Genomic DNA, 11,945 nt, shown 5'->3' with positions numbered 1-11,945 from the left:
GCGTATAACTTGAGGCGGATGTTCAGCCTGAAACAAGTGAATGAAGAGCAGTGGTTGGAACTGGTCTTGTTGGCGACTTATCTGTGGCACTATTGGGCTGATCTGAGGCCAAGAGTGAGAAAAATCATAAGGACAAGTTGAAAATGTAATGCGCCGGAGAGGGTTTTATAAGTTCTCTCCGGAATAGTCAGAGTCTGAAATTACTTGAACTGCGTTTATGGGTTCAAGTCCGACAGGCTGCTAGCTTCGAGCATCCAGCTTGGCATAGACAACGATGTTCTTTTTAAAACCGACGGCGGATACACCAATGGTCTTTTTCTTGGAGTCAGCAGCGCTTCGAAAAGGATGGAGAAAAAATATTGCTCGCAACTCTTTTGCCCTGAAGCATTGAGTTGGTCGTTACAGCTGGGTCAAAAGATTTGGACGCCAACGGATATTACTCTGGCTCAGCCTGTAGCGGATGAGCGTCCCTATGCCGGGTTGTTATATGTCGAATCTGGAATGTCAGCCTATGGTCCTTCCAATGCACTTCATATTGGATTAATGGTCGGAATGACCGGTCCAGAGAGTGGCGCTGAACTGATCCAAAGAGAAAGCCATGCCCTGTTGGGAAATAAACTACCGCAAGGCTGGGATTATCAGGTAAAGACTCATGGTGTGGTGGATCTTTCTCTGTCTGTCGATCAGCTGTTACTCAGGGTATCTGATGAACTTGAATGGAGTGGCTACACCAGAATAGTGGCTGGTAACTTTCAGCCGGAGGTCGCTTTAGGAGTGGGATTTCGTTGGGGTGAAGGGCTGTCGTCTTCATTTAAGAGTGCTGCGTTAAGACCCTATCAACAGCTACCGATTGATGTCAGCGCTGTGAGAAATAGCTGGTTTATTTTCAGCTCCATTGAAGCCCGACATCGATTTAAGGATTTGACGCTTAGTAATCATACTCTCAAGCCTGTCCCGGAAGTGGATCTTAAAAAAGAGCAGGCAGCGTTGGCACTTGGAGCAATGGCTTTTGGTGAGGAAATCGGTGTTGCATTCTCCACTGTAGCTTCAAGCCGAGCCCATAAGCAGGCTAAAAGATCTGTTCATTTCAGTGCGTCATTATCACTGATATGGATGCTATAAACCCTTTTCTGAACGGGGAGTTCACCCGGTATTCATAAACAAGCCTAGATACTCTGCAGCCGTTAAAACAAACGTGCAAACTCTCAATGTATGCAGCATCCAGGCTAACAAAAACTCTGTCCCTAACGGTACTCCTATTGTTTACCAGTCAGACTTGGTCCAGTGAATGGGGGATTGGTGTGTCCTTCCGTCATGGCACCATTCCCTACGCTAATGATAAAGCGGACACGGTTCGAACTACTATTCCCAGCATCTATTACGAGGATGATTATTTATTCCTCAATGGCACAACCTCCGGCATCAAGTTGTACGACGATGAACAGTGGGGTGTTCGCTTTATAGGTCGCAGGCGGTTCGTTAATATTCCAAGATCCCTGCAGAATCAGTACCAGGAAGATTCTGTCGATTGGGGCTTTCAATTTCTTCTTGATTCAGGAGAAGGCCAGAACTGGCGATTCGAGTTATTAACGGAATCAAAAAAGCGAAGTCAGCTTTATGCTGGCCATGACTGGCAGATGAATGTGGGCAATCTGCAGCTGTCGACTGAGTTGGGTGTGCGTCTCAAGTCAAGGCAGTACAACAGCTATTACTATGGACTGAGCGGTTATGGCGGCCAGGATTTATCAGCAGGTGCTGAGGTTCAGGCAGGCGTTGATTTTCGTTATCCTCTTTTTGGTGGGCTAAACCTGATCGGGGGGTTGGAATGGATCTACCTTGAACCATCAGCATCAAAAAGCCGGGCTCTGGACAGCAACCATCATGGTGCTGTGCGATTGGGATTTGCCTATTTCAACGATTCATCATCAACGGTACTGCCTGCTTTCCAAAAAGGGTCTTATTTGAGGGTGTCCCATGGCTGGGCAACGCCCTCGGATATGAATCAGATTCTGAGAGGCAAATCTGAAAGTGATCCTTACAACAATCAACTCACCTCTGTTTTCTATGGTCATCCACTGACTCAGGATTGGCTGGGTTTGCCTATTGATGTGTATCTGACGGGCGGTCTGGCCTATCACTATAACTCCAGTGTTCAGGACCCGGCAGTGGAAAGCGTTATGGCTATCAAGGCTTACTATAACTTCAACTGGCCTGTTCGCTGGCGACTGGGTGCTGCGGAAGGGGTTTCTTATGTCAGTCGAGTGACGTACATCGAAAAAGCTGAAATGGACAAGAAAGGCAATAATGCCAGCAAGCTGATGAACTATCTGGATTTGAGTGTCGATGTGAATCTGGGGGATGTCTTTGGCAGTGAAGCCTGGAAGTCAGCCTGGTTGGGCTGGAGCATGCATCACCGATCTTCCATCTTTAAGCTGGCCTCACAGTTTGGGCGCATCAAGGGTGGCAGTAACTACAACACTCTCTACTTGCAGTGGGATTTTTAAAAGGAAATGGGCCAGTAAAACTGGCCCGTTTCTTTTAGCTGCGTTTGAAGTTCAGGCTCAAAATAAAGATCAGGAAGCTGAACACTACTACTGAAGGACCTGCCGGGGTATCCAGCTGCCAGGAAGCGGCCAGACCGCCCGCAACGCTCAGAAAACCAATAATGGCTGCTATGACAGCCATCTGCTCAGGCGTTCGTGAAAATCTCTGTGCGGTTGCGGCAGGAATAATCATTAAGGACGTAATCAGCAGTACACCGACGATTTTCATGGCAACAGCAATGACCAGAGCCATTAACAGGGTCAGAATCAGTTTGGTTCTTTTAACCGGAAAGCCTTCAACCTGAGCCATTTCAGCATGAATGGTCATGGCCAGAAGCGGTCTCCAAAGACAAACCAGTGTTATGAGAACCAATGCTCCGCCACCAAATATCCAGAACAGATCTTCCGGAGAAGTCGCAAGAATGTCGCCAAACAGATACGACATCATGTCGATCCGGACGTTTTCGGCAAAACTGACGGCCACAAGGCCTAGTGAAAGACTGCTGTGGGCGAGTATACCCAGGAGCGTATCTGAAGCCATTTTTTGCCGATCTTGAAGGGAGACCAACAGGACGGCAAGGAACAGGGAGCAGACAATAATGGCCAGGTTGAGATCAATATCAAGCAGCAGGCCCAGTGCAACACCCAGCAGGGCTGAGTGAGAGAGTGTGTCGCCAAAATAGGCCATTTTCCGCCAGACTACAAAGCATCCCAGCGGGCCAGCCACCACGGCTACCCCGGAACCTGCCAGAAGAGCGGTTAGAAGCAACTCAGGCATTGTTGTTCCCCTTGTCATGCTTATGAATAACATGACCATCAACACCATGTTCATGGTCATGATGATGGGTATAAACAGCCAGCTCTTCTGACTCGCCGCCAAACAGTTTCAGGTAAGCCGGATGCTGGCGAACCTGGTGGGGATGACCAGAGCAACAAACATGCTGATTCAGACAAACCACCCGATCCGTTGAAGCCATTACCAGGTGAAGATCGTGAGAGACCATCAAAACAGAGCAACCCTGCTCGTTTCTGAGTTCGGTAATCAGGTGATAAAGCTCTTTCTGGCCATTCACATCGACGCCCTGAACCGGCTCATCGAGTACCAGTAGGTGAGGTCTATGCAGCAAAGCCCTGGCTAACAGTGTCCTTTGAAGTTCTCCGCCTGAAAGGGTATGAACCGGTGACTGCATGGCATGGGCTACACCCGTCCTTTCAAGGGCTGCAACGATCTGTTTCTCTGATTGTCCGGTGAGGGAAAGAAAACGTTTAACACTCAACGGCATGCTTTCATCAACATGTAGCTTCTGGGGCATGTAGCCGATTCGCAGTCCTCTTTTCATTGTACGGGTACCGGAATCAAGAGCCTGCAGTCCCAGAACGACCCTGACCAGAGTGGTTTTACCTGCACCGTTAGGACCAATAAGTGTCATGATTTCGCCGGGTCTGACATCCAGAGAAATATCGGTGATGACTTCTCGTTCCCGAAAAGCAACATGGATGTTGTTGAGTCTGATTAACGTCTCTTCAGACATAGGTGTATTCAGATCCTTTGTTGTTGCTGTTTTACGGTTGAAAACTCTCTTCTTCCTGAGGTTTTTTATACCGCTGAAGGCTGAGTTACCGCTGAAGGCTCTACCAGAATCTTTTTCTGAACTCATGTTTATTCCTGCGCTTCCTGGCAGTTCGAGCATAAACCCGTGAGTTCTATAGCGGCATCAGTGATCTTGAACCCCTGATCAGTGGCACAGGAAGCAATGGACTGATTGATAGCCTGATGCTCAATTTCCTGAGTCACTCGACAGTTCTGACAGATAAGAAAACAGCCGTTATGTTTCTTGCCGGGATGTGGGCATCCAATAAAAGCATTAAGGGAGGATAGACGGTGAATCAGACCCTGCTCCATTAAGAAGTCGAGAGCTCGATAAACGGTGGGGGGCTGGGCTACCCGTTCTTCCTGCTTTGCCAGCTCGGCGAGAATGTCATAAGCACCGATCGGGCGGTGACTTTGCCATACCAGTTCCAGTACTTTTTCCCGAAGATGGGTCAGTCTGGCGCCGCTGCGCTGACAGAGAGTACGTGCTTCCTGCAGGGCTTCTGAAATACAGTGATGATGGTCGTGGGTCTGATAGACACTGGTCATGGTGAAGAAAGGTAGCGAGTCAAAGATGTTATATTATAACTAAAGCGCGCCCGAATAGAAAACGGTAATCCAGCGGGTTAAACCGCGCCAATATAGAAAAGCGGAGTTTGCAAGTTCATACAAAGGCACGGTTTAAACAGAAACAGCAAGCTGTTTCTGGCTGCATCCCTGCGGTTGTTTCGCGCAAGTGCGAAACGGCAAAAAGCTCCGATTTTCAAACTGGACGGGGTTTAGGCAGTCCGCGTTTTAGAATGGGCATTTCAGCGGGTTGTTCTAAGCCTGCTGGTTCTGACGACCCCGGTTGATTAACCGAACATGGCAATAAAAAGCAATGCCGCAAAAAATCAGTCCAACCAGCCAAAAGTAGATGCCTATGGGTAGTTCCTTGATGAGATGAGAAGTACTCATAACTGTTGATAGAGTAATAACAGGCAAAGACCATTTTTTACCTCTGACTGCTTTGACGGTCAGAAACAGGGCTGGTATTGCAAAACTTATAACTAAATACAATTCAGTTAGTGGGTTTAGCTCTATTATCGAAAGAATGGGAAGTATATTCCAAACTATAGCCAGACCCAAAAAGACATAAGAAAAACTGCCTAACATCAGTCCATCCCCCTGACCAGATAAATAGTGGTATTCCGGACATGACCGTCCAGAGCGCTGGAGAGGAATGACAGACTGGCGGCAATGGAGTCCCGCAAAGTGAGTACAGCACCTGCAGACAAAACCTGAGGGTTCATTCGTCTCGATAATGTCTTGGAGCGCAGCAAGGCTTTCAGTTCTTTATGAGTGGCATGAGGGCGATTGGCTCTGTGAATTTCCCGCGTTAATCGTAATCTTTCCTGCCGGTTTAAAACATTTCTTTGTACAGACCTGAGGCTGATACCTGCTTTGCCCAGAATGCCCATTACCCGGACGGTAGCAATGGCTGAAGCACCAACGCCTAGCAGGGATACTCCGTCCAATACCTGCATTGTTGTTTGATAAGCGGGCGAGTTATCCCAGGCTGAGTTTTGATTTGGGTTATCGTATTCGTTATACGTTCGTACAGCTGAGGCAATGCAACTTCCAAATGTTGCAGCAGTGGCTGCATATCCAATAGAGGTCAGAGCCAGACTACTGCCACCGGAAAAAGGAGCTGTAGCGGCTGAACCAAAAGTAACCAGTGCGGCGATCACAGCAGCCGAACAGTTTATGGCGGCCAAGCTGGCTTCTTTGGCTATTTTGGCCGGGTCCAGGCTGGGCTTTGTGGTGGCGTCAATAACAAGATAATCACCGGCTGCCTGACACATCTCTGAAGCAGGCTTGCGCAAAATTTCAGGGAAGTCGTCCCGGTTCAGCACCACACCGATTCCGGTCAGGGCACCAACAGCGTCAATCTTGTGAAGGATCTGGTTTTTTATAGGGTTGGGTAAAGCTTCCATGTTTGTACATCCTTTGACGTATAGAACGAGGCTGCCTGCCTCTGCTATGGTGCACTATACCCAATTTTTTCTTAAAGTTCTGCCGTGCTACTTCCACTGAAAAATAGTCCAGGACGGAATCAGCATTCCCGGCCTGCTTGGGTCTGTGAAGTTACCCATGTGATCGGCAGCGACCAGATAATAAGGTTTACCCACTTTCGGGATGACCTGAATGCCATAAAGAAAACCATTGATACGGTATTCCTTGATGGTTTCATTATTCCCGGGGCGAATGACTACCGTAGTGTCATCCCGCTGTTCCAGGTCTTCTGGCCGGAGATTCTTGGGAATCTTTTCAAAATCTTCCTTGCTGATGGCTGCCGATTCAGGCTGAAAAACCTTGGGCGGTTTTTCCAGGGCGGTTTCTGTTGGGCTGGAGGAAGGTGGCGAGCTGGAACAGCCCGCCAGAAATAATGTGACGAAGGTAGCCCAAGCCAGTGAGCCTGTTATTGATTTCATAGCGCGCCTCAAGGATTAACCATGTGTCCGGCAAGAAAAAGAGATTAGAATAGCAGTCTACTCCAAAATATTAAGGTCGTAGCTGCCAGTGTTCATATAGATCGATTTTCGAATGCCACTGCTACCCATTAACCAGAGATCGATTCAGTAATGTCAGATCAAGCCAGTACGCCCCTAGTACTCGTAGATGGATCTTCTTACCTCTACCGGGCCTTTCATGCTTCTGAGCGAGCAAACCTGAGAACATCAGACGGTCGTCCAACGGGCGCGATCCGTGTCATGACCAATATGCTGAAGAGTCTGCTGAGGGAGTATCCGGGCAGCTCGGTAGCCGTAGTGTTTGATGCCAAAGGCAAAAACTTCCGTCATGACATGTATGAAGAATACAAGGCGACGCGTAAGCCTATGCCCGATGACCTTCGCTCTCAGGTACAACCTATACACGATATTGTTCGTGCATTGGGTATGCCTTTGCTGATGATTGATGGCGTTGAGGCGGATGACGTGATCGGAACTCTGGCCAGAGAAGCCACCGAGAAAAAAATTGATACTGTCATTTCAACCGGTGATAAAGATATTGCTCAGCTGGTATCGGAGCATGTGACACTGATCGATACCATGAATGATACCCGCACTGATCTGGATGGTGTGGTAGACAAGTTTGGTATTCCTGCGCATCTGATCATTGATTATCTGGCCCTGATGGGAGACTCCAGTGACAATATTCCCGGAATGCCCGGTGTCGGTCAGAAAACCGCACTGGCTCTGCTGCAGGGGATAGGCAGCATTGACGAAATTGCTGGGCGCCTGGACGAAGTACCGGCACTGGGTTTCAGAGGCAGTAAAAACTTTGCAGCCAAGTTTGCAGAGCACAAGGATATTGTTTTGCTCTCCAGAGATCTGGCCACCATCAAGACCGATGTTGAATTACCCGTGGCGATCGAAGCCCTGAAAGCAGAGCCGATAGACACGGAAGCGTTGCTGACTCTTTATAAAGAATATGAATTCCGTTCCATGATTGCTGAGCTGGAAAAAGGAGCTGAGGCTTCTTCTGCCGAGTCAGAACCAGCCAAGCCAGCCATCAATGCGGAGTATGAAACCGTTCTTGATAAGGATGGGTTTTCCCGCTGGTTGAAAGTATTGGATGAAGCAGAGCTGTTTGCCTTCGATACGGAGACAACCAGTCTGGATTACATGGAAGCCGAGCTGGTGGGCCTGTCATTTGCGGTCGAAGCTGGAAAAGCGGCTTATGTTCCCGTGGCCCATGATTATGTTGGCGCACCCGATCAACTGGATCGAAACTGGGTGCTTGAACAAATCAAGCCGCTGCTGGAAAACCCTGAAAAGAAAAAAGTCGGCCAGAATCTGAAGTACGATAAAAGCGTGCTGGCTAACTATGATATCAGCCTTGAAGGCATCCATAGGGACACCATGCTTGAGTCGTATGTATTGAACTCAACGGCGACCCGTCATGACATGGACAGCCTGGCTCAGAAATATCTGGATCATAAATGCATCTCCTTTGAAGAGATTGCCGGTAAGGGCAAAAAACAGCTGACCTTTAACCAGATTGATCTTGAAACAGCAGCACCTTACGCCGCTGAAGATGCTGATATTACATTAAGACTGCATGAAACCATTGCACCTCAACTGGAGAAGGAATCTTCCCTGTATTCAGTTTTCCGGGATATAGAGATGCCGCTGGTCAGCGTTATGTCCCGAATGGAAAGACAGGGAGCCAAGGTTGATGGAACCTTGCTGGCACAACAAAGCATGGAGATAGGCAAGCGACTTCATGAGCTGGAAAAACAGGCCCATGATGCTGCCGGGGAGCCCTTCAACTTGGCGTCTCCAAAACAGCTGCAGGCCATTCTGTTTGAAAAGCTGGGTCTGCCTGTCATCAAGAAAACACCCAAAGGACAGCCCTCAACAGCAGAAGAAGTGCTTCAGGAACTGGCCCTGGACTATCCGTTGCCAAAGCTATTGATTGAACATCGTGGTCTGAGCAAGCTGAAGTCTACTTACACTGACAAACTGCCTCAGATGATTAATCCGGCGACAGGAAGAATTCATACGTCTTACCATCAGGCGGTCACCGCAACAGGTCGTCTTTCTTCCTCCGACCCTAACCTGCAGAACATCCCTATTCGTACAGAAGAAGGCCGTAAGGTTCGTCAGGCTTTTGTGGCTCCTGAAGGCTATCAGCTAATAGCAGCGGATTACTCCCAGATTGAATTGAGAATTATGGCGCACCTTTCTGATGACGCCGGACTGCTGGATGCTTTTGCCAAAGGTCTGGATATCCATAAGGCCACCGCTGCAGAAGTGTTTGGTGTGGCTCTGGAAGCTTTGACTACTGATCAACGAAGAAGTGCCAAGGCCATTAACTTTGGTCTTATCTATGGTATGTCTTCTTTTGGTCTGGCCAAGCAGCTGGGTATCTCAAGAAAATCTGCCCAGGAATACATCGATCTGTATTTCGATCGTTACCCGGGTGTGCTCCACTATATGGATCGCACTAAAGAATCCGCCAAGGAAAAAGGCTACGTTGAGACGTTGTTTGGCAGAAGACTCTATCTGCCTGAAATTAATGCCCGTAATGGTATGCGCCGTCAGGCTGCAGAGCGAACAGCGATCAATGCTCCTATGCAGGGAACCGCTGCAGACATCATTAAGCGAGCAATGGCTAACGTTGACCAATGGCTTTCAGAGAGTGATCTGGATGCCAGAATGATCATGCAGGTACACGATGAACTGGTACTTGAGGTCGCTGAAGATCAGCTGGATGCAGTGAAGGCCGGTATCGTTGAGAAGATGTCTGAGGCGGCAGATCTGAAGGTGCCTCTGGTGGTTGAAGCGGGTGTTGGCTACAACTGGGATGAGGCTCACTGAACTATCCCTGAAAATTCCGGGATAAGAAAAAAGCCAGGGATCACCTCTGGCTTTATTTTTTTCGATAACACTCGTGCAGCCCTTGGACCCGAACAACACTTCTCTTTGGAAGTACTTAACCACCTGCTTGGAAAGGCGCGAGTGTTTATGCTTTCCCTTTTATGGGCTATGGGCATTTAATGCCGTTCCGACTGGGAACGGGCATGGCGTAGTGTTGGCTTCCTGCCTGTTTAAGACTAGCTCTTCCAAAAGGAAACAAGGTTGCCTTTTGTAGTCTTGCCGTTACTGTTTATGTAAAAGATGCAGTTTTGTTTCACCAATAGGCGTCATCATGAAACCAGCACCTTTCTGGGTGGCTCGAAAAAAAATTATTTTTTTCTCATATCCGGGAACTTTTTTGGAATTCAGTGGTCTCAGTATATGTAGGGAGGCAAAAAACCTTTCTACAGACTCCTTGTGTGTTTAGTGTTGGCAATATAAAGCAGAGCTGTGTTCCCCGACACAGCCTGTAAAGAACCGGTAACCGCCCCTCTTGGTCACCGGTTTTTTTTTGCCTTTAGAAAATAGTTATTGGACAAGTGTCTTATTAAGGTTTGAAGCCAGCACTGTGATGCATTGGGAGTTGGGTCGATAGTCTAACTTGGGCGCGATAGGTCGGAACCAGACTTCAGCCTGACTGCTCAGCAAGCTTTGTAAGGCTTCCTGAAAGTCTCCTGTGGAAATCCCATTCAGGTAGAGCCAAGGTAACAACTCATCAAGGCTGCCCGTTCGCTTCAAGTATGAAAGAACCAGCATTTAGTAGAGCTTATTCCCGTTGCCTGAGCGATCCCGCTGCCTGGGAATCTTCACAGGAACCGAGCCAGTGCCTGTTTGTATATCATGCTTGAGCAGATAGCCGTTGCGAATAATGGCTGCTTTGCCGTCGTGTCTGAGGTCACTGTTCTGCTCCAGATAAGCCTGTAGTTCTACTTCAACCGCTTGGGTGATGAGCTGCCTGGGGCCCCTGACTCAGCAGAGAGGTCAGCGGATCAGTAGCAGATTAATCTGGTTGCTGGAGTGTTTGGACATTATTATTGTTCATGGCGTATCTCTTATTGTCAGTTGCAAGCTTGGCGGAATGCTACTGATAAGGTACGCCTCCTTTTCATCCCCTCAAACACCAGAAATAATCATAACTTAGCCTGGTAAACTATAATGTTAATGTTTGAAAATAAAAACCTTCTAAAGCAATAGGTAATAATAAAATCAATGCATTGGGAGAATTGAATGCGGATTAGAAATGGATCTTCAATAAGCACTAGTATTCCTGAAAAAAGCACATCTGTTTCTTCCGACGACTCAACGGAAGGCACATCCGGGGTCAAAAAGCACGAAACCACAGAACAGATCCCTCAACCTGATCCGCATTCATCAAAGGCTGATGAGATATCGCTTTACGAAAGAAAAGCACGTCTGGGGAGTGGAATGCACGGTGCTGTCAGCTTACTGGAGGGTAAAGATGTTGAAAACAATTTGCCCCCTGTAGCAATGAAAGAATTTGTCCATCCACTCTACAAAGAGAATGAAAAGTCTCGTCACAAGCTCCTGCAAGGTGTGCCCGGTGTTATTCAGTCACCCGATGAACCAGAAAAGATCCTGCTGATGGAAGAGCCTGATGTAGATGGCTGGGTGAATCTCGACCTGGTTGGCAAAACTCAACTGGTCATGGAGGTTGGTGAACGGTTTGATCCTTCAGTACATGATCCAATTACAGTAATGGACTCCATACCTGACGTTTATGATGCTATTGCAAAAATGCATCAGTTAGGTTTTGTACATGGCGATCTCACTGTACCTGAAAATATTTTAAGGCTCTTAATGGATTCCGGGGAGTTATCCAAACAACACTCCCAGAAGACCGGTTAGAGCTGCTTTCCCGCGCTTCTTGATATTGTGCAGGCACTCGAAGAAACCCAAATACAGCGGTAACTTCTCTTGTGATATACCCCGATGAGGACGCAACCAGGAACGCAACAGCGACCAGAACCCCTCCATTGTATTCACATGAATCTCATGAAAACCGTCGCCGTCCTCATCTCGTGCATATTCACCGGCTCCATGGCAGACAGATTTATGGCCATAACCCCATTCTGCCAGTTCGTTGTAAATCGCGTATTCATCCGTGTACACCAGAGTGCCTGGCTCTATAGTAGCTCTGATCAGTGGCTTGATGGTTGCCCGTTTAACATTGGCAAGCATACGGATCACTACCTGGCCACCTCGCTGAATCATACCAAAGATGGGTGGTTTCTCTTTTTCCAAGGTTCCTCGGCCACGAGCAGCTCTCAGTCTGTTTCTTCGTCCTTTTCGACGTTTTTTTTCACAGCCTCTGGATGACCTTTGTGGCCAGCCACCACATAAACCTCATCACATTCTACCTCACCACTGAGGACTACCTCAGGGCGC

At 48.1% G+C, this 11,945-nt stretch carries 10 protein-coding genes and 1 pseudogene; 4 read left to right on the top strand and 7 right to left on the bottom strand.

Annotated elements, in window-relative coordinates; genetic code table 11:
• The first annotated feature begins 204 nt into the window (after positions 1–204).
• Entirely contained in the window at positions 205–1,122 is a 918-nt protein-coding gene (locus tag WG89_RS03135) for a lipid A deacylase LpxR family protein (protein WP_062261115.1), read from the top strand.
• 179 nt (positions 1,123–1,301) lie between these two features.
• Positions 1,302–2,504, top strand: a complete 1,203-nt coding sequence (locus WG89_RS03130) for a MipA/OmpV family protein (protein ID WP_172806693.1) — start codon at positions 1,302–1,304, stop codon at positions 2,502–2,504.
• Positions 2,505–2,538: 34 nt separating this feature from the next.
• Here WG89_RS03130 and znuB read toward each other — a convergent pair whose 3' ends face one another.
• The 6 genes from znuB to WG89_RS03100 form a co-directional block, all read right to left on the bottom strand.
• On the bottom strand, positions 2,539–3,321 hold the full coding sequence (znuB, locus tag WG89_RS03125; protein ID WP_062261110.1) for a zinc ABC transporter permease subunit ZnuB: 783 nt from the start codon (positions 3,319–3,321) through the stop codon (positions 2,539–2,541).
• Positions 3,314–4,075, bottom strand: coding sequence for a zinc ABC transporter ATP-binding protein ZnuC (znuC, locus tag WG89_RS03120; protein WP_062261121.1), 762 nt, complete (start codon positions 4,073–4,075; stop codon positions 3,314–3,316). The genes znuB and znuC overlap by 8 nt, the downstream gene beginning before the upstream one ends.
• Before the next feature lie 128 nt (positions 4,076–4,203).
• Positions 4,204–4,683 (bottom strand): Fur family transcriptional regulator, encoded by a 480-nt coding sequence (locus tag WG89_RS03115; RefSeq protein ID WP_062261107.1) that lies wholly within the window; start codon positions 4,681–4,683, stop codon positions 4,204–4,206.
• A 273-nt stretch (positions 4,684–4,956) separates the two neighbouring features.
• The gene (locus WG89_RS03110) at positions 4,957–5,289 is read right to left on the bottom strand and encodes a hypothetical protein (protein ID WP_062261104.1); all 333 of its coding nucleotides are present in this window, start codon (positions 5,287–5,289) and stop codon (positions 4,957–4,959) included.
• Positions 5,289–6,110 carry a hypothetical protein gene (locus WG89_RS03105; protein WP_062261101.1) on the bottom strand — a complete coding sequence of 274 codons (822 nt, stop codon included), beginning with the start codon at positions 6,108–6,110 and terminating at the stop codon, positions 5,289–5,291. Before WG89_RS03105 ends, WG89_RS03110 begins: the two co-directional genes overlap by 1 nt.
• Before the next feature lie 87 nt (positions 6,111–6,197).
• Positions 6,198–6,608, bottom strand: a complete 411-nt coding sequence (locus WG89_RS03100) for a DUF2782 domain-containing protein (RefSeq protein ID WP_062261098.1) — start codon at positions 6,606–6,608, stop codon at positions 6,198–6,200.
• Positions 6,609–6,758: 150 nt separating this feature from the next.
• On the opposite strand from WG89_RS03100, the gene polA reads away from it, so the two are divergent.
• Both polA and WG89_RS03085 read left to right on the top strand, forming a co-directional pair.
• Positions 6,759–9,500 (top strand): DNA polymerase I, encoded by a 2,742-nt coding sequence (gene polA / locus WG89_RS03095; RefSeq protein ID WP_062261095.1) that lies wholly within the window; start codon positions 6,759–6,761, stop codon positions 9,498–9,500.
• 1,266 nt (positions 9,501–10,766) lie between these two features.
• Positions 10,767–11,405: a serine/threonine-protein kinase gene (locus tag WG89_RS03085; protein ID WP_153301401.1), complete on the top strand. Its 639-nt coding sequence runs from the start codon at positions 10,767–10,769 to the stop codon at positions 11,403–11,405.
• On the opposite strand, the pseudogene WG89_RS03080 reads toward WG89_RS03085, so the two are convergent.
• Positions 11,373–11,846 (bottom strand): annotated as a pseudogene (locus tag WG89_RS03080) (IS1595 family transposase); the annotation flags it as partial. The gene WG89_RS03085 and the pseudogene WG89_RS03080 overlap by 33 nt on opposite strands.
• Positions 11,847–11,945 lie beyond the last annotated feature (99 nt).

The sequence above is a fragment of the Endozoicomonas arenosclerae genome (genome assembly GCF_001562015.1).
Classification (GTDB): domain Bacteria; phylum Pseudomonadota; class Gammaproteobacteria; order Pseudomonadales; family Endozoicomonadaceae; genus Endozoicomonas_A; species Endozoicomonas_A arenosclerae.
This window is presented reverse-complemented; position numbering and strand designations above follow the sequence as displayed.

What these genes read in the sequence shown, in the direction of transcription:
- znuC (WP_062261121.1), bottom strand. Translation starts at nt 4,075, where the DNA reads ATGTCTGAAGAGACGTTAATCAGACTCAACAACATCCATGTTGCTTTT.
- WG89_RS03110 (WP_062261104.1), bottom strand. Translation starts at nt 5,289, where the DNA reads ATGTTAGGCAGTTTTTCTTATGTCTTTTTGGGTCTGGCTATAGTTTGG.
- WG89_RS03085 (WP_153301401.1), top strand. Translation starts at nt 10,767, where the DNA reads ATGCGGATTAGAAATGGATCTTCAATAAGCACTAGTATTCCTGAAAAA.
- znuB (WP_062261110.1), bottom strand. Translation starts at nt 3,321, where the DNA reads ATGCCTGAGTTGCTTCTAACCGCTCTTCTGGCAGGTTCCGGGGTAGCC.
- WG89_RS03105 (WP_062261101.1), bottom strand. Translation starts at nt 6,110, where the DNA reads ATGGAAGCTTTACCCAACCCTATAAAAAACCAGATCCTTCACAAGATT.
- WG89_RS03100 (WP_062261098.1), bottom strand. Translation starts at nt 6,608, where the DNA reads ATGAAATCAATAACAGGCTCACTGGCTTGGGCTACCTTCGTCACATTA.
- polA (WP_062261095.1), top strand. Translation starts at nt 6,759, where the DNA reads ATGTCAGATCAAGCCAGTACGCCCCTAGTACTCGTAGATGGATCTTCT.
- WG89_RS03115 (WP_062261107.1), bottom strand. Translation starts at nt 4,683, where the DNA reads ATGACCAGTGTCTATCAGACCCACGACCATCATCACTGTATTTCAGAA.